At 71.6% G+C, this 16,942-nt stretch carries 17 protein-coding genes; 7 read left to right on the top strand and 10 right to left on the bottom strand.

Features of this window, described 5'->3' with window-relative positions; translation table 11 throughout:
* The first annotated feature begins 105 nt into the window (after positions 1-105).
* The 7 genes from F0U47_RS13420 (at position 106) to F0U47_RS13390 (ending at position 6,728) form a co-directional block, all read left to right on the top strand.
* Entirely contained in the window at positions 106-336 is a 231-nt protein-coding gene (locus tag F0U47_RS13420) for a DUF7455 domain-containing protein (RefSeq protein WP_149750985.1), read from the top strand.
* A 76-nt stretch (positions 337-412) separates the two neighbouring features.
* Positions 413-1,270 carry an EamA family transporter gene (locus F0U47_RS13415; RefSeq protein WP_149750984.1) on the top strand — a complete coding sequence of 286 codons (858 nt, stop codon included), beginning with the start codon at positions 413-415 and terminating at the stop codon, positions 1,268-1,270.
* 62 nt (positions 1,271-1,332) lie between these two features.
* Entirely contained in the window at positions 1,333-3,360 is a 2,028-nt protein-coding gene (locus F0U47_RS13410; RefSeq protein ID WP_149750983.1) for a glycosyltransferase family 2 protein, read from the top strand.
* Positions 3,360-3,692, top strand: a complete 333-nt coding sequence (locus tag F0U47_RS13405) for an STAS domain-containing protein (protein ID WP_149750982.1) — start codon at positions 3,360-3,362, stop codon at positions 3,690-3,692. The genes F0U47_RS13410 and F0U47_RS13405 overlap by 1 nt, the downstream gene beginning before the upstream one ends.
* Positions 3,682-4,101 carry an ATP-binding protein gene (locus tag F0U47_RS13400; RefSeq protein WP_149750981.1) on the top strand — a complete coding sequence of 140 codons (420 nt, stop codon included), beginning with the start codon at positions 3,682-3,684 and terminating at the stop codon, positions 4,099-4,101. The genes F0U47_RS13405 and F0U47_RS13400 overlap by 11 nt, the downstream gene beginning before the upstream one ends.
* A complete protein-coding gene (locus F0U47_RS13395; protein ID WP_149750980.1) occupies positions 4,101-5,297 on the top strand; it encodes a PP2C family protein-serine/threonine phosphatase in 1,197 nt (398 codons plus the stop codon). The genes F0U47_RS13400 and F0U47_RS13395 overlap by 1 nt, the downstream gene beginning before the upstream one ends.
* Before the next feature lie 69 nt (positions 5,298-5,366).
* A complete protein-coding gene (locus F0U47_RS13390; RefSeq protein WP_149750979.1) occupies positions 5,367-6,728 on the top strand; it encodes an amidase in 1,362 nt (453 codons plus the stop codon).
* Here the strand turns inward: F0U47_RS13390 and F0U47_RS13385 are convergent, their stop codons facing one another.
* The 10 genes from F0U47_RS13385 to F0U47_RS13340 form a co-directional block, all read right to left on the bottom strand.
* Positions 6,729-8,219 (bottom strand): RNA polymerase sigma factor, encoded by a 1,491-nt coding sequence (locus tag F0U47_RS13385; RefSeq protein ID WP_246159618.1) that lies wholly within the window; start codon positions 8,217-8,219, stop codon positions 6,729-6,731.
* Positions 8,220-8,338: 119 nt separating this feature from the next.
* Positions 8,339-9,139: an enoyl-CoA hydratase/isomerase family protein gene (locus F0U47_RS13380; RefSeq protein ID WP_149750978.1), complete on the bottom strand. Its 801-nt coding sequence runs from the start codon at positions 9,137-9,139 to the stop codon at positions 8,339-8,341.
* A gap of 3 nt (positions 9,140-9,142) precedes the next feature.
* Positions 9,143-9,685 carry a DUF4334 domain-containing protein gene (locus F0U47_RS13375; protein WP_149750977.1) on the bottom strand — a complete coding sequence of 181 codons (543 nt, stop codon included), beginning with the start codon at positions 9,683-9,685 and terminating at the stop codon, positions 9,143-9,145.
* Positions 9,686-9,702: 17 nt separating this feature from the next.
* Complete coding sequence (locus F0U47_RS13370; protein ID WP_149750976.1) at positions 9,703-11,376, bottom strand: GMC oxidoreductase; 1,674 nt, start codon at positions 11,374-11,376, stop codon at positions 9,703-9,705.
* A complete protein-coding gene (locus F0U47_RS13365) occupies positions 11,376-12,821 on the bottom strand; it encodes a flavin-containing monooxygenase (protein WP_149750975.1) in 1,446 nt (481 codons plus the stop codon). Before F0U47_RS13365 ends, F0U47_RS13370 begins: the two co-directional genes overlap by 1 nt.
* Before the next feature lie 11 nt (positions 12,822-12,832).
* The gene (locus F0U47_RS13360; RefSeq protein WP_149750974.1) at positions 12,833-14,302 is read right to left on the bottom strand and encodes an aldehyde dehydrogenase family protein; all 1,470 of its coding nucleotides are present in this window, start codon (positions 14,300-14,302) and stop codon (positions 12,833-12,835) included.
* Complete coding sequence (locus F0U47_RS13355; protein ID WP_223162769.1) at positions 14,299-15,102, bottom strand: alpha/beta fold hydrolase; 804 nt, start codon at positions 15,100-15,102, stop codon at positions 14,299-14,301. The genes F0U47_RS13360 and F0U47_RS13355 overlap by 4 nt, the downstream gene beginning before the upstream one ends.
* Complete coding sequence (locus tag F0U47_RS13350; RefSeq protein ID WP_188111345.1) at positions 15,099-15,791, bottom strand: TetR/AcrR family transcriptional regulator; 693 nt, start codon at positions 15,789-15,791, stop codon at positions 15,099-15,101. The genes F0U47_RS13355 and F0U47_RS13350 overlap by 4 nt, the downstream gene beginning before the upstream one ends.
* A 64-nt stretch (positions 15,792-15,855) precedes the next feature.
* The gene (locus tag F0U47_RS13345; RefSeq protein ID WP_149750972.1) at positions 15,856-16,422 is read right to left on the bottom strand and encodes an HhH-GPD-type base excision DNA repair protein; all 567 of its coding nucleotides are present in this window, start codon (positions 16,420-16,422) and stop codon (positions 15,856-15,858) included.
* A gap of 42 nt (positions 16,423-16,464) precedes the next feature.
* The gene (locus F0U47_RS13340; RefSeq protein WP_188111344.1) at positions 16,465-16,938 is read right to left on the bottom strand and encodes a GNAT family N-acetyltransferase; all 474 of its coding nucleotides are present in this window, start codon (positions 16,936-16,938) and stop codon (positions 16,465-16,467) included.
* Positions 16,939-16,942: the final 4 nt, after the last annotated feature.

The raw sequence follows: 16,942 nt of genomic DNA, 5'->3' as shown, positions 1-16,942 counted from the left end.
CTGCCGTGAAAGGATGGAAGTGCCCGGGAACACACGGCAGCAGCGGGAATCTTGGGAGTCCTCGCTACGTTGATCCCGGCACCGACCGAGGAAAAGAGGCACAACATGACAACTGCTGTTGCCCCCAGCGCACGTCTGACCGCAGAAGACCGTTGCGACCGCTGCGGCGCCCAGGCGTACCTCCGCGTCGAGCTTGCGTCCGGCGGCGAGCTCCTGTTCTGCGCTCACCACGCTCGTGAGCACGGTGACAAGCTCAAGCAGGTCGCTGTCACGGTCCACGACGAGACCCACAAGCTCAGCAGCACGCCGGCGCCGGCGCCGGAGGACGAGCTCTGAGCGGTCCCCCGATCCTCATCGGAGGCCCCGGACAGGTGTCCGGGGCCTCCGCCTTTCCCGTCTCAGGACACGCCTGATGGGCGTGGTCCTGGCCCTGGGCGCGGCGATCGCCTACGGGTTGTCCGACTTCATCGGCGGCCTGGTGTCCCGCCGTACGACGCCGTGGCCGGTCGCGCTGCTCGCCGGGGTCGGCGGGCTGGTCGGCGCCGCCGTCCTCGCCCTGGTCGTGCCGGGCGAGCCGACCCGCGCCGACCTTCTCTGGGGCGCGGCCTCCGGGCTCGGGAGCGGCACCGGGAGCGCGTTCCTCTACCGCGGCTTCGCCACCGGCCGGATGGGCGTGGTTGCCCCCGTCTCGGCGGTCGGCGCCGCCGTCGTGCCCGTGGTGGTCGCGGTGGCCACCGGTGAGCGCCCGTCCTCTCTCGTCGCGATCGGCATCGTGCTCGCCCTGCCGGGGATCTGGTTCGTCGCCCGGGGGCCCGAGGCGACCCTCGACCCGGCCGCGCCGCCCGAGCGGGACGCCCCGGCCGCCAGCGGTCTCGTGGACGGGGCACTGGCCGGGCTCGGGTTCGGTGTGCTCTTCGTCGCACTCGGGCAGGTGCCCGACGGCGCCGGGTTCTGGCCCCTCGCGACCGGTCAGGCGACAGCGCTGCTGTCGATCGGCGTCCTCGCGACCGCGCTCGGCGCGTCCTGGGTCCCGACGGCCAGGTCGGAGTGGTGGGGCGCCGTCGCGGGGGTGATCGCGACCGGCGCGGTGCTGTTGTTCCTGCTGGCCAGCCAGACCGACCTGCTCACGGTCGCTGCCGTCCTGACCTCGCTCTATCCGGCGTTCACGATCCTCCTCGCCGCGGTGGTCCTCCACGAGCGGATCTATCGCGGGCAGGCCGCCGGCCTCGCCCTGTGCGGGGCGGCGGTCGCCCTGGTGGCCGCCGGCTGACGACGCGACGAGGGGCAGCCCGACTAGGGTTGTGCCTGCAGCAAGCCGAGGGAGAAAGCGCGATGCCGTCGCACGCCCAGGACGAGGCGCAGACCGACACGTCGCCGCGCCGGCTCCTCCTGCTGCGCGTCGTAACGGTGCTGAGCCTGCTCGCCGGCACCGTGTACCTCACGTGGCGGTGGGGATGGTCGGTCAACTGGGAGCACTGGTGGATCGCGGTCCCGTTGGTGCTCGCCGAGACCTACGCGCTCCTCGACGGCTACCTGTTCGGCATCACGATCTGGAGGGTCAAGCGCCGCGGTGCCGCCCCTCCCCCGTCGCCCGACGCCACTGTCGACGTCCTGATCACCACCTACAACGAGCCGGTCGAGATGGTGACCGCCACGGCGCGGGCCGCGCTCGCGATCGAGTGGCCGCACACCACCTACATCCTCGACGACGGCGCCCGCCCGGAGATGCGGGCTGCCGCCGAGGCGATCGGGGTCGGCTACCTGACCCGCTCCGACGACTGGGACGACCGGCCGCGGCACGCGAAGGCCGGCAACCTCAACAACGCGCTGCTCCAGACCTACGGCGAGTTCCTCCTGATCCTGGACGCCGACCAGATCCCGAAGCCGGAGATCCTGCACCGCACGCTCGGCTGGTTCCAGGACCCCGAGATGGCGCTCGTGCAGACCCCGCAGTGGTTCAGCAACGTCAGCGACTCCGATCCGCTCGGCAGCCAGGCGCCGCTGTTCTACGGTCCGATCCAGCAGGGCAAGGACGGCTGGAACGCGGCGTTCTTCTGCGGGTCGAACGCGGTGATCCGCCGCGAGGCGCTGATGCGGCTCGGCATCACGGGCTACGTCTCCGCGGTCGAGTCGGCGGTCCGCTCCGCGCTCGACGCGTCGGGCCGGATCCTCGCCCGGGCGGCGCGCCGGGCCCGCAAGGAGGACGCCGACACCGCGACCGCGGTGCGCAAGGTGCACGAGGGGGTGCGCAAGGCCCGCGCCGACCTCGACGCCGGAGCGCCGTACGCCGACGTCACCTATCGCTTCCAGCAGACCGTGCGGGAGGCCAGCCGGTCCCTCGTCGACCGCGACCTCGCCGCGATCCGCGCCGACCTGGCCGAGCTGGGCCTCGACCACGACGTCGGGATCAGCCTCGACCCGGGGAGTGGTATCCCGGTGGTGCGCGACGACGTGCTCGAGGAGCTGACCACGCGTGACCTGTCGCCGCTGTCAGCGCTCGAGGAGGTCAGCCGGATCATGCGAGCCGTCGACGTCACCCGCGCCGACGAGGCGCAACCGGTGATGCCGGTCGCGACGGTCTCGGTCACCGAGGACATGGCCACCTGCATGCAGCTCCACGCGGCCGGCTGGAAGTCGGCCTACCACCACGAGGTGCTGGCGACCGGGCTCGCGCCCGAGGACCTCGGCACGATGCTCAAGCAGCGACTCCGGTGGGCGCAGGGCACCCTGCAGGTGCTCCTCAAGGACAACCCGCTGACCAAGAAGGGCCTCACCGCCGGTCAGCGGCTGATGTACTTCGCGACGATGTGGAGCTACCTGTCGGGCTTCGCGGCGCTGGCGTTCCTCCTCGCACCGGTCTTCTACCTGGTCTTCGGCGTGCTGCCGGTCCACGCCTACGGGCTGACGTTCCTGGCACTGTTCACGCCGTACTTCCTGCTCAACCAGCTGGAGTTCCTCATCGTCGGCTACGGCGTGAAGACGTGGCGCGGCCACCAGTACTCCCTGGCCCTCTTCCCGCTCTGGATCAAGGCGTGCACGACGGCCGCCGCGAACGTGTGGTTCGGCCGCGAGCTCGGCTTCATGGTCACCCCGAAGGTCCGGGAGGGTGGCCCCCACCGGTTCCCGTTCCGGCTGATCTGGCCGCAGCTGCTGGTCATGGTGCTGCTCGTCGTCGCGGTGGTGGCCGGAGTCGTGCAGCTGCTGACCGGCAACAACCTGACCGTGATCGGCGTCGGGGTCAACACGCTGTGGGTGGGCTACGACCTCCTGGTCCTCAGTGTCATCATCCAGGCAGGGCTCTATCGGCCCGCCGACCACGACCCGAGCGACGAGCAGAACGACGAGGAGCTGGTGTCCTGATGCAGATCGAGCAGAGCGAGCGGGAGGGTGTCGTCGTGCTGACCACCTCGGGACGGTTCAACATGGTGTCCGCGCCGCGGATGAAGGCCCGGATCGACGAGACCGTGGCCGCCGGCAACCCCCGGATCGTCGTCGACCTGTCGGGGATCGAGTTCATGGACTCCTCCGGTCTCGGTGCCCTCATCGGCGGGCTCAAGACCGCTCGGCAGGCTTCGGGCGACCTGCGGATCGCTGCCCCCGGCGAGCAGGTCGTGACGGTGCTCCGGCTGACGAACCTGGACCGCATCCTCCGGCCGTACGCCAGCGTCGAGGAGGCCGTCAATGGCTGGTGACGGCTACGGCCTCCAGGGGTTCGCGGTGCCGGAGGGCGTCGAAGACCTCCACACCCTGCTGGGCCGCGCCGGCGCCGAGCATCCCGACCTCGACCCCTCCGACCTCATGCTCTTCGAGACTGCGGTGATTGAGATCGCCAACAACGTGGTCGAGCACGGCGTGCCGTCCGGGCAGGTGCGGTGGCGGTTCACGCTCCACGTGCGGCCCGACCAGCTCGAGGCGACCCTGTCCGACTCCGGCGAGGCGCTGACGGACGGGTTCGACCCGACGATGCCCGACGTGCTCGCCGAGGAAGGTCGCGGGCTCCCCCTCGCCCACGCGATCCTCGACAAGATCGAGTACACCCGGCACGACGACGCCAACCACTGGCGGATGGTGCGGCGCCGCACTCCGGACGACGGCGCCTGATGGCCGCGATGCCGGGCGGCTCCGCCAGCGAGGAGGAGAGGGTCGCCGCCGTACGCGACCTCCACCTGCTGGACTCGCCCCCCGAGGAGCGCTTCGACCGGGTCGTGCGGCTGGCGCAGCACATCTTCGACGTGCCGTACGTCGCGGTGAACCTGATCGACGAAGACCGGCAGTTCACCAAGGCTGCGGCGGGCGACCGGTTCGGTCCCCCGTCGACCAGCAAGCCCCGGGCGGAGTCGCTCTGCTCGATCGCGATCCAGGGCGACCGCACGTTGGAGATCCCCGATCTGCGGACCGATCCGGCGTGGGCCGGCCACCCGGTGACCCAGGAGGGCTCCGTCGGCTACTACGCCGGCGCCCCGCTGCGGGCGCCGGGAGGCCATCGCATCGGAGCGCTCTGCCTGGTCGACGTCGCGCCGCGGCGGGAGCTCTCCGTCGGGGAGCAGGCCATGCTGCGGGACCTCGCCGGCTGGGTCGAGCGGGAGCTGGCCACGGGCGCCGAGCTGGAGCAGGGGGCGGAGCTGCAACGACGCCTCCTCCCCCGCGGCATCCCCGACCTCCCCGGCTGGGAGATGGCCGGACAGTGCGAGCAGGCGGGCGCCGTCGGCGGCGACTTCTACGACTGGCAGGTCCTCCGGAACACCGGGCAGGTGCAGGTGGTCCTGGCGGACGTCATGGGCAAGGGCCTGCAGGCCGCGCTGCTCGCGGCCGGCATCCGCGCAATCTTTCGCGGCACGTCGCCCCACAACACACTGTCCGCCAGCGTGCGCCGGGTCGCCGACGACATGGACGAGGACCTCACCGAGATCGGCAGCTTCGTCACGTTCTTCGCCGTCCGGTTCGACCCGGCCGACGGCACCACGGAGTACGTCGACGCGGGTCACGGGCTGGCGTTCCTCGTCGGTCCCGACCGGGCGGTGCGCCTGTCAGGCGACAGCCTCCCGCTCGGCGCCGCGCCCGGCGACCCGTGGGAGCCCCGCCCGGAGCGGATCTCACCCGGCGAGATGCTGGTCATCCTCAGCGACGGGTTCCTCGACGTCCACGGCGACCCCGACCGCGTCCTCGAGGTCGTCCGGGCGGCCGCAGCGACCGACAACGACGCCACTGGGATCGCCTCGAGGCTCGTGCGGAGCGCCCTGGGCCGGCTCACGACCGACGACGTGACGATCGTCGTCGTGCGCCGCCTCGCCGGCTGACCCTACCGACGCCCGAGCGGCGTCCGGGTTGTGTCGCCGCCACCTTCTCCTGCCACTAGGGTCGGGCCCATGGCAGACCTGACCACGGCGCCCACCGCAGTCGACATCGCCGCACAGGTCCGTTCCGGGACCATGACCGCCCGTCGGGCGACCGAGGAGGCACTGGCCCGGATCGCGCGCACCCAGCCCGCCTTCAATGCCTGGCAGGTGGTGCGCAGGGACGCGGCGCTCGCCGAGGCGGATGCCGTCGACGCCCGGTCCGACCGGTTCGCGCTGCCCCTCGCCGGGGTGCCGGTCGCGGTGAAGGACAACGTCCCGGTGATGGGCCAGCCGATGCGGGACGGGTCCGCCGCCTCCGACCCCGCTCCGCAGCCCCGGAACCACGAGGTGGTGCGCCGGCTGCGCGCGGCGGGTGCGGTCGTGGTCGGCCTCACCCGGGTGCCCGAGCTGTGCCTGTGGGGCGCCACCGACTCGGTCTTCGGCATCACCCGCAACCCGTGGGACCGCGAGCGGACGCCGGGCGGCTCGTCCGGCGGGTCGGCCGCAGCGGTGGCGTCCGGGGCCGTGCCGGTCGCCCACGGCAACGACGGGCTCGGCTCGATCCGGATCCCGTCCGCATGCTGTGGGCTGGTGGGGCTGAAGCCCGGGTACGGCGTCGTCCCCTCCGACCTCGGGGCGGGCTCGTGGCACGGGATGGCCGAGAACGGACCGCTCGCCACGACGGTCGCGGACGCGGCACTGGTGTTCTCGGTGCTGGCCGGCGACGCGTCGTACGCCACCGTCGGCGAGCCGGGCACGCTCCGCGTCGCGCTCTCGACCCGGTCACCTGCTGCGGGTGTGCCGGTGTCGAAGGAGTGGTCGGACGCCGCGCGACGGGTCGCCCGCCTGCTCGCGGAGGCGGGTCACCGCGTCGCCGAGCGGACCCCGCGCTACCCGGCCACGCTGATGTCGACGACCACGCTCGCGTTGTGGACCACAGGTGCCGCCGCGGACGCCGACCTCTTCGCCGACCCGACGGCACTGGAGAAGCGCAACGCCCGGCACGTCGCGATCGGGCGGCGGCTGGCCGAGCGCGGCCATCCCAAGCCCGGAGCGCGGGAGCGGTGGCGTGCCCGCGCCGAGGAGTTCTTCGCCGACACCGACGTCCTGCTCACGCCGACCCTTGCCCAGCCGCCGATCAGGGCGAAGGCATGGTCGCGGGGCGGCTACCTCGCCACCGTCCAGGCCAATGCTCGCTACGCGCCGTTCGCGGCGCCGTGGAACATCGCAGGCTGGCCGGCGATGTCCGTGCCGGCCGGTCTCGACGGCGCGGGGCGCCCGCTCGGCGTGCAGCTCGTCGGGCGGCCCGGGTCCGAGGCAACCCTGCTCGCCGTCGCTGCCCAGCTCGAGCAGCTCCAGCCCTGGCCGCGGGTCGCCCCGTCAGCCCGCTGATCAGTCCAGGTAGTCGCGCAGGACCTGCGAACGGCTGGGGTGGCGCAGCTTCGACATCGTCTTCGACTCGATCTGGCGGATCCGCTCGCGGGTGACGCCGTAGACCTTGCCGATCTCGTCGAGGGTCTTCGGCTGGCCGTCGGTCAGGCCGAACCGCATCGACACCACGCCCGCCTCGCGCTCCGAGAGCGTGTCGAGGACGGCGTGCAGCTGCTCCTGCAGCAGCGTGAAGCTGACCGCGTCGGCCGGGACGATCGCCTCGGAGTCCTCGATCAGGTCTCCGAACTCGGAGTCGCCGTCCTCACCGAGCGGGGTGTGGAGGGAGATCGGCTCGCGACCGTACTTCTGGACCTCGACGACCTTCTCCGGCGTCATGTCGAGCTCCTTGGCGAGCTCCTCCGGAGTGGGCTCGCGCCCGAGGTCCTGCAGCATCTGCCGCTGCACGCGGGCGAGCTTGTTGATGACCTCGACCATGTGGACCGGGATCCGGATGGTGCGGGCCTGGTCGGCCATGGCGCGGGTGATGGCCTGCCGGATCCACCAGGTGGCGTACGTCGAGAACTTGTAGCCCTTGGTGTAGTCGAACTTCTCCACCGCGCGGATGAGACCGAGGTTGCCCTCCTGGATCAGGTCCAGGAAGAGCATGCCGCGGCCGGTGTAGCGCTTCGCGAGCGAGACGACGAGCCGGAGGTTCGCCTCGAGCAGGTGGTTCTTGGCGCGACGGCCGTCCTCGGCGATCCACTCGAGCTCTTCGAGGTTCTTCGGGGTGATCTTGGTGCCCTTGGCGAGCTTCTCCTCCGCGAAGAGGCCGGCCTCGATCCGCTTGGCGAGCTCGACCTCCATCTCGGCGTTGAGGAGCGGCACCTTGCCGATCTGCTTGAGGTAGTCCTTGACGGGGTCGGCGGTCGCGCCGGCCACCATGACCTGCTGCTCGGGCTCGTCGGTGTCGTCGGCGGCCGAGACGACGAAGGAGGCCTCCTTCTCGTCCTCCACGATCGTCGGGTCGGACTTGACGTCCTTCTCGAACTGCTCGTCGGGGAGGTCGGGCAGGATCTTCTTGCCGTCGGGGCCGAGGACCGGGACCTCGGCCTCGGGAGCGGCGGCCTCGGCAGTCTTCTTCGCCGGCGTCGCCTTCTTGGCGGCGGCCTTCTTGGCAGGCGCGGCCTTCTTGGCGGGAGCCAACTCCTGCTCCTCGGCGGCGGCCTTCTTGGCCGGCGCCTTCTTGGCCGTGCTCGCGGTGGCGGTCTTGCGCGTGCTCGTCGCGGCCACGGCGCGGCCGGACGCCGGCATGGCGACCGCGATCCCGAGACCGGCGAGGTGGCCCAGGAAGGACTTCAGGTGAGGCGCGGCGACGTCGGCGTCGGCGCACGCCTGCCGGACTTCCTCAGGACTCACGCTGCCCATCGGGGTGGCCCGATCGATGAGGGCGACGATGGAAGGGTGCGCGAGCACCGCAGCGGGGACCTTGCGTGCGTTCGACGACACGAACACCTCTCGATACGCAGAAACTGGCGGTAGGGCGCGGCGAAGCCCGGAGGCGTCAAGACCGCAGACCCCATTCTGCCACGCAGGTGGGAGCGGTCCGCACACCGGTCGACGGGTGGCCGGGCTCAACCGCCCGCGGCCGGGCTGAACGCGGCCGCGAGCTCGCGGAACCGCGCGACCTGGGCGGTTCGCTCGGCGAGCCGCTGCTCCTCGATCGTCCGCGCCGGTGCGTCCTGGAGCAGGCGCTTGGTGGCGGTCACGGCACCGTGCGGGTGAGCCGTGAGCGCGTCGACAGTGGCCGACAGCGCGCCGTCGAGGTCGGCAGCAGGCACGACGACCTGGGCCAGGCCGATCTCCCCCGCCTCCGCACCGGTGACGATGCGCGCCGAGGCGCAGATCTCGAGCGCCCGGGCGTAGCCCACCGCCGCGACCAGCGGCTTGGTGCCGACCAGGTCGGGCACGAGGCCGAGCGCCGACTCCTTCATGCAGAGCCTGGCGTCCTCGGCGACGATCCGCAGGTCGCAGCACAGCGCGAGCTGGAACCCCGCCCCGATGGCGTGCCCCTCGACCACGGCGATCGTGATGAACCGGGGGTCGGTGAGTAGGGCGAACGGTCGCTGGTAGACGTCGATCTGGTCGATGATCGCCTGGTCGTCCAGCGCCAGCGTGGCGACGAAGCTGCCCTCCTCGTCGGTCCTGCCGGGGTCGAGCAGACCGAGGTCGAGCCCGGCCGAGAACGTTCCGCCGGCGCCGCGGAGCACCACGACGCGGACCTCCGGGCCGAGCTCCTCGAGGACCTGCGCGATCCCGGCCCACATCCGGGGCCGCTGGGCGTTGCGCGCCTCGGGTCGATCCAGGGTGATCGTCGCGACCGCCCCGTCGACGTCGAGCCGCAGGTCCGCGTGGGCGAGCTGGTCCGGCGTCACCGGTCAGTCCCTCGCCAGGACGAAGAAGTACGGCGGAGCGCCCCTCAGGTCCATCACGCCGAGGAGCGTGTCGTCGTCCACGCGGCGGAAGACGTCGATGATCGGCAGGTGGTCGTAGACCATCGCGGCGGTCACCACGCCGCGGTGCTCGACCGCCCGGAGGCGCGCGCGATGCTTCGAGGTGCGCAACGCCGGCTTGAGCGCGCCCACTGCGGACCTGGACCGGGACACGACCGCCTGCGGCACCTTGTCGACCATGCCGAGCGGGATCTTGCGGGGCTCGACGGGGAAGATCTCGCCGCCGGGCGTCCGGAAGAGCAGCGGGTGCACGTGGTCGACGTCGTCGAACTGCTTGCCGTACCACCCGGACTGCTCGAGCAGCCCGTCCATCGGGTGCCCGGTCCCGAGCTCGCGACCGCGGTAGCGACCGGTGATCTCGTCGGGACGCACCGCAGGCAGGTCGTCGTAGAGGGCCAGCGCCTCGGCCGGCGTGCACGTCGGCTCGAGGTCGGCCAGGCGGGCTGTCGTCGTGCGGGTCTCGCTCATGGAGGTCTCTCCTTCTCTCAGGCCGACGCCGGCAGCCGGAGGGCGCCGGGGGCGGTGGCCGGGACGACGGGCTGCTTCGGGGCGACCGGCGCGATCCGCTGGTACGGCGCACCGAGGGCCGGCCGGGCGTCCTGCTCGCCCTTGTTCGGCCAGAACGCCATCGCGCGCTCGGCCTGGGCGGTGATCGTGAGCGACGGGTTCACCCCCAGGTTCGCGGTGATCGCGCTGCCGTCGGCGATGTGGAGGCCGGGATAGCCGTAGACCCGCTGGTAGGGGTCGATCACGCCGGTCTCGCGGGAGTCGCCGATCGTGCAGCCGCCGATGTAGTGCGCCGTCGCGGGGATGTTGAAGACGTCGGTCGCGATGTTGCCGGTGTAGCCGTCGGCCTTGTCGGCGTACTCCCGCGCGATCTCGTGCGCCAGCGGGATCCAGTCGGGGTTCGGCTCGCCGCTCCCCTGCTTCGTCTTCAGCAGACCGCCCTTCAGGTAGGAGGTCAGCGAGTTGTCGAGCGACTGCATGACCAGCAGGATCACCGACCGCTCCGACGCGCCCCGGAGGTTGAGCGAGCGCAGGAACGCCACCGGGTGGAGCACGAGCCCGAGCAGGAACCGGAGGAACCGGAAGGCGCCGCCGTCCACCATCGGGACGGTCTGGGCGAACATCGAGTTCTGGCCCTTGCCGTAGGTGCACACCTCCACGTGGGTCTGCGGCTCCGGGTGGATCGACGACGTGATCGCCACACCCTGCGCGAAGTCGGAGCGGGTCCGGCTCTGCACGCCGATGATCGCCTCGGAGTTGCTGCGGGTCAGCTCGCCGAGGCGCGGCGAGAGCTCGGGAAGGGTGCCGTCGTCCTTGAGCCGGTGCAGGAGCTTCTGCGTGCCGAGGGCGGCCGCGGCGAACACGACCTGCTCAGCGGTGAACGTACGACGTCCCTTCCGCAGCTTGCCGTTCGAGCGCTCGGTCTCGACCACGTAGCCCGTGCCCGCGTCGTTCCTGCGGACCGACGTCACCGTCGTCAGCGGGTGGACCTCGGCGCCGTGCTTCTCGGCGAGGTAGAGGTAGTTGGTCGTGGTGGTGTTCTTGGCGTTGTGCTTGCAGCCGGTGAAGCACTCCGAGCAGTGGATGCAGCCCGCCCGGCGCGGGCCCTCACCACCGAAGTAGGGGTCCGGCACCTCGACGCCCTCGTTGCCGTCGTTGAAGAACACGCCGACCTGGGTCCGGTGGAAGGTGTCGGCCACGCCGCGGTCGCGGGCGACCTGGAGCAGCAGCTCGTCCTTCGGCCCCACGCGGGGGTTCTCCACTACCCCGAGCATCCGCTTCGCCTGGTCGTAGTACGGCGCGAGCTCGTCCTGCCAGTCGGTGATGTGGGCCCAGGCGCGGTCGCGGTAGAAGTCGGGCAGCGGCTCGTAGAGGGTGTTGCCGTAGATCAGCGACCCGCCGCCGACGCCCGACCCGCTGAAGACCAGGCACTTGCCGAGCGCGCTGATCCGCTGCGGGCCGGTCAGCCCGAGGCGCGGCGCCCAGATCGACTTGCGGATGTTCCAGTTGGTCTTCGGCATGTTCTCCGCGTCCCAGCGGCGGCCGGCCTCGAGGACACCGACGCGGTAGCCCTTCTCGGTCAGCCGCAGTGCGGCCACGCTGCCGCCGAACCCGGATCCGACGACGATGACGTCGTAGTCGTGGCCCGCCATCACCCCACCACCTCGTAGTCGGCAGGATCGAACTTCGCCTGCGCCTTGTACTGGATCCCGAGGGTCGGCCAGTTGGTCGTGATCCGGCCGTCCTCGTTGCGGTACCACGACGAGCACCCGGTCCACACGCTCCCGGAGAGCTGGGACTGGATGCGCTCGTCGTACTCCTGCTCGACCTCTGGCCGCACGGCGAGCGGGGCGCCGGACGCGGCCAGGTGGCCGACGTACTCGCCGAGGTACTTCGCCTGCGCCTCGAGGAAGTAGATGATCGAGCCGCCACCGGTGTTGGTGTTGGGCCCGTACATGACGAACAGGTTGGGGAAGTGCGGAACGGTCATGCCGTAGTAGGCACGGGCGCCGCCGCGCCATTCGTCGTGGAGGTCGCGACCCTCGCTCCCCTTGATCGACATCGGCGCGAGGAACTCGGTGGCCTTGAAACCGGTGCCCCAGATGATGACGTCGACCTCGTGCACCAGCCCGTCCGCGGTGCGCACGCCGGCGGGGACGATCTCGGTGAGCCGCTGGGTGGTGACGTCGACGTTGGGCTGGGTGAGGGCCGGGAGGTAGTCGTTGGAGAACAGGATCCGCTTGCAGCCGATCTGGTACTTCGGCCAGACCTTCTCGAAGAGACCGGGCCTGGCCCTGGTCGACCGACGCATGTGCCACTTCGAGATCGCCTGGATCGTTGCGGCGAGCGGCTTGGAGTAGACCCAGGCGACGCTGAGGCCCTCGACCACGCCGTACCAGGTGCCGCGCTCGACCAGCTGCGTCGCGGGCACCCGCTCGAAGACCTTGTGGTGGAGCCGCGAGAACTCCCGGTCGAACCGCGGGATGATGTACGGCGGGGTCCGCTGGAAGACGGTCAGGTGCCCGACCTCGGGCTGGATGGCCGGCACGAACTGGATGGCGCTCGCGCCGGTGCCGATCACGGCCACCCGCTTGCCCTTCAGGTCGACATCGTGGTTCCACTCCGCGGAGTGGAACGTCTCGCCGGCGAACGTCTCGGCGCCGTCGATCGCGGGGACGGCCGGGCGCGAGAGCTGGCCCACCGCGGACACGAGGACGTCGACGACGACCGGCTCCCCGGCGTCCAGCTCGACGGTCCACTTCCCGGTGCTGTCGTCGTAGGTCGCGCCGCGGACCTCCGTGCGGAAGCGGACGTGCCGACGGACGTCGTACTTGTCCGCGACGTGGCGCATGTAGTCGAGGATCGCCGGCTGCCGGGAGAACCGGTGGGGCCAGCGGGGGTTGGGCTCGAAGGAGTAGGAGTAGAACGGCGACGGGACGTCGCAGGCCGCGCCCGGGTAGGTGTTCTCGCGCCACACTCCCCCGACGTCGTCGCCCTTCTCGAACACGACGATGTCGTCGAAGCCTTGCTTCTTCAGCTCGATCACGGCGGCCATGCCGCCGAAGCCGGTGCCGATGACGGCGACGGACGGTTTCATCGCTGGCCTCCTCACCGGGCGTGGACCCAGCGGATCAGCCGGGGCAGCAGCCGGACCACCCAGGCCTTGCGGCCGAAGGTGAGCAGGTTGATCGGCGCGGGGAAGCGCTGCGTCGCCACGGCGCGCGGCCGGGTGAACTCGCGGAGGCCCTCCGGCCCGTGGATCCGGCCGAAGCCGCTCTCGCCCCTGCCGCCGAGCGGCAGCGCCGCCATGCCGGCGAAGCCGAGCACCGAGTTGACCGAGACCTGGCTGGTCTCGAGGCGGTCGACGATCTCCTCGGCGTGGCCGCGGGAGAACACCGCGCCGGCGAGCCCGAACGGGGTGTCGTTGGCGAGCTTCACGGCCTCGTCGAGCGACTCGACCGTCGTGACGGTGACCGTGGGGCCGAACGTCTCCTCCTGCACGGCCGACGACGTGTGCGGCGGGTCGAGGATGACCACCGGCTCGATGTAGCGGTCCCCGATGCTCTCGCGGCCTCCGACGACGGCGATGCCGCCACCGGTGAGGGCGTCGTCGACGTGGCGCCGGACGATCTCGATCTGGCTGGGCATGGTCATCGGGCCGTACGACGCCGACTTGTCCGAGCCCGGGCGGATCGTGCGGACCCGCTCGGTGAGCTCCTCGAGGAAGGCGTCGCGCACCGGGCGCTCGACGTAGACCCGCTCGATGCCGACGCAGGTCTGGCCGCTGTTGCCCATCGCCCCGAAGGCGATGGCGTCCGCGGCCCGAGCCAGGTCGGCATCGGCAGCCACGATCGCGGCGTCCTTGCCGCCCAGCTCCATCACGACCGGCACCAGCGACTCCGCGCACGCGGCCATCACCTTGCGGCCGGTGGGGGCCGAGCCGGTGAACGCGAGCTTGTCGACGCCGGCCCGGCAGAGCGCCGCACCGGTCTCCCCGAAGCCGGTGACCAGCGAGAGCACGCCGTCGGGGGCGTCCGGGTTCGCTGCGGCGAAGGCGTCGACGTACCACTGCGCGATGGCGGGGGTGTACTCGCTCGGCTTGAAGACGACGGTGTTGCCGGCGGCCAGCGCGGTGGCGATCGAGCCGTTGGGCGTGAAGATCGGGTAGTTCCACGGGCCGATGACGCCGACGACCCCGTAGGGGAGGTTCTCGACCCGCGCGGTGAAGTTGGCGAGCAGGACGCCGGGCCGGCGCTTCTCCGGGCGCAGCACCTTGCCGGCGTGCTTGGCGACCCACGCGATGTGCTCGAGCGCCAGCATCAGCTCGAGCCGGGCGTCGGTGAGCGGCTTGCCGTTCTCGCGGTGCATCAGCTGGACCAGGTCCTCGCTGTGCTTCGCCAGGTGGCGCTTCCAGCGCAGCAGGGCGTCCCGCCGGCCGTCGTACCCCTGGTCGCGCCACCACGGCGAGGCCTCGCGGGCCCGGGCCACGATCGTGTTCACCTCCTCCGCGGTCTGCACGTCGAAGGTCGCGACGACCTCGTCGGTGGCGGGGTCGGTGCTCACCAGCTGGTGGGTCATCGGTTCTCCTTGCGGGTGGCGTTGTCGAGGACCAGTCGGACGCAGGCCTCGGGGTCGTCGTTGAAGGGCAGGTGCCCGCAGCCGGGCAGGTCGACGTGGCGGGCGAACGGGAGCACGTCGCGGGCGCGGGCGCTCTGGGTGCGGTGCGTGAGGAGGACGTCGCGCGTCCCCCAGGCGATGGTGACCGGGATGTCGGGGAGCCGGCCGGGGTCGTCGCCGGGACGGAGGAAGTAGGAGGCGAAGTCGCGTCGTGCGGCTGCGAAGGCGGGGGCTCCCGCGAGCCCGGCCATGTCGGCCCGCGCGGCGTCCGGGGACACCCGGGTGGGGCGGCCGAACATCGTCCCGAGCGCGAGGACGCGCCCGGCCGGGTGGTCGACCAGCCGGCCCAGCACCGGGCCCGCGGTCCGGGACGCCGTCCGCAGGCCGGTGACCACGCCCTGCGTCCAGCGGAGTCCGGGGCGTCCCCAGAACCCGACCGGGGAGAAGGCCGTCACCGACGCGGCGATCCCGCGACGACCCAGCTCGATCGCGACCCCGCCCCCCATCGAGCTGCCGACCAGGTGGGGTCGCTCGATGCGCTCCTCCTCGAGCCAGCCCGCGAGCCAGTCGGCGAAACCCAGCGGTCCAGGTCGGACGCCGTCGACCAGCGGCGAGGCACCGAACCCCGGCAGGTCGACGGCGATGACCTCGTGGCTCTCGGCCAGCCGGTCGAGGACCGGCTCGAAGCACTGCCACCGGCTGCCGATCCCGTGGACCAGCACGATCGGCTCGCCGGCGCCGCGACGGTCGACGCTGATCAAGGCCGGCCTCCCGTCCGTCGCGCGGCGGGCAGCTCGAGGTCGAGCGCGAGGTCGTTGATCGCGAGCGACGCGCAGTGCTGGACGAACTCGTCCCGCGAGGTGTGGCGCACACCCTCGCTCCAGGCGAGGAACAGCGCGAAGAGCGCGGCCGAGAACCCCAGCAGGGTCCACCCGCTCTCGGGTCCGCGCAGCTCGTCGGCACGCTCCGGCATCACCTCGCCGATCACGGTGAGCACGAACTCGGGCATCGCGGCCTGCGACCGCGGCCGCAGGGTGTCGTCGGCGGCGGACTCGCGGAACAGGATGCGCCCGAGCCGGGGGTCGTCCTCGACGACGGCGACGGCGGTGTCGAACGCCGCGATGATCGCCGCCGTCACCCCCACGCTCTCGGCCGCGTCGACGACCGCAGCCAGGATCGGCGTGCGGATCCGGCTGACGGTCTCGTCGTAGACCGCCTCGAGGAGCTCCTCGCGCGTGGCGAACAGCTCGTAGAAGTAGCGGGGGCCCACCGACGCCTCGCGGCAGGCGGCGCGCATGGTGAGCGCCGCGACGCCCTGGGTGCCGACCAGGTCGATCCCGGCCTCGACCAGGCGCTGCCGGCGGTCGGCCTCCCGGGCGTCGGGGGTCTGCCCCTGCCAGAGCCGGCCGGTGCGCTCCTGGGTGCTGGCGGCTGCCGCGGTGGTGGTCACGACGACGACCGTACAGGAATCAGACGCTTCCGGGAAGCGCCTGATTCCTAAAACTCGGGGCCGGTCATCCGGCCGACGCGGCGGTCGCCTTCTTCTGCTTCTTGTAGTCGCGCACCTTCTGCAGGGAGTCGGCGTCGACGACGTCGGCCACCGACCGGTAGCCCTCCAGGGCGTAGTCGCCGGCCACCGCCTCCCAGCCGTCGGGCCGCACCCCGACCTGCTTGGCGAGCAGCGCGACGAAGATCTGCGCCTTCTGCTTGCCGAAGCCGGGGAGCTCCTGGACCCGCTTGAACAGATCCTTGCCGGTCGTCGCCTCGGTCCACAGGCGGGTCACGTCGCCGTCGTACTTGGACTCCACCAGCGCCGCGAGCTCCTGCAGCCGCGCGGCCATCGACCCCGGGAACCGGTGGATCGCCGGCGGCTGGCTGCACAGCTCCTTGAACTCCTCCGGATCCGCTGCCGCGATGGCGGCCGGGTCGAGCGTGCCGAACCTGCTCAGCACCTTCCAGCCACCACGGAACGCGTGCTCCATGCCGTACTGCTGGTCGAGCATCATGCCGACCACGACGGCGAACGGGTGCTGGTCGAGGACCTCATCGGCTTCCGGCAGGCCGGTCATCTGGAACGACATGAGCTCATCCTCCCCCATGCCGCCAGCGCCGGGCCGGCTGCGTCAGCCCGCCTTGAGGAGCATGAGGTTCCGCTTGCCGGCGTGCTCCAGCTCGCCGATCTTCCGGTAGCCGCGCTGCCGGTGGAACTCCAGCGACGGGGTGTTGGTGTCGTAGACCTCGAGTGCCACGGGGAGGTCGGACTCGATGGCGTCGTACAGCCGCGAGGCGACACCCTGGCGACGATGTGTGTCCGCGACGACGATCCGGTCGAGGTAGACGTAGTCGTCGAGACGGTCCTCGAACCAGTCGTAGCGGGACGAGTCGTAGGCGGCACCGGTCGGGAGGGTGATCACGAACCCCGCGACGTCGCCGTCGACGTCCAGGACCAGGGCCTGGTCGGACTGCTTCACCAGGAGGGCTGCGGACTCGTAGTCCAGCTCGCCGACGCCGTGCAGGGCGTCCTGGTTCAGGTCGACGATCGTGTCGAGGTCGTGCTGCTCGATGGGACGGATGACTGCGTTCTCGTCTGGGCTCATCGAC

The sequence above is a fragment of the Nocardioides antri genome (assembly GCF_008373765.1).
Taxonomy (GTDB): Bacteria; Actinomycetota; Actinomycetes; order Propionibacteriales; family Nocardioidaceae; genus Nocardioides; species Nocardioides antri.
This window is presented reverse-complemented; position numbering and strand designations above follow the sequence as displayed.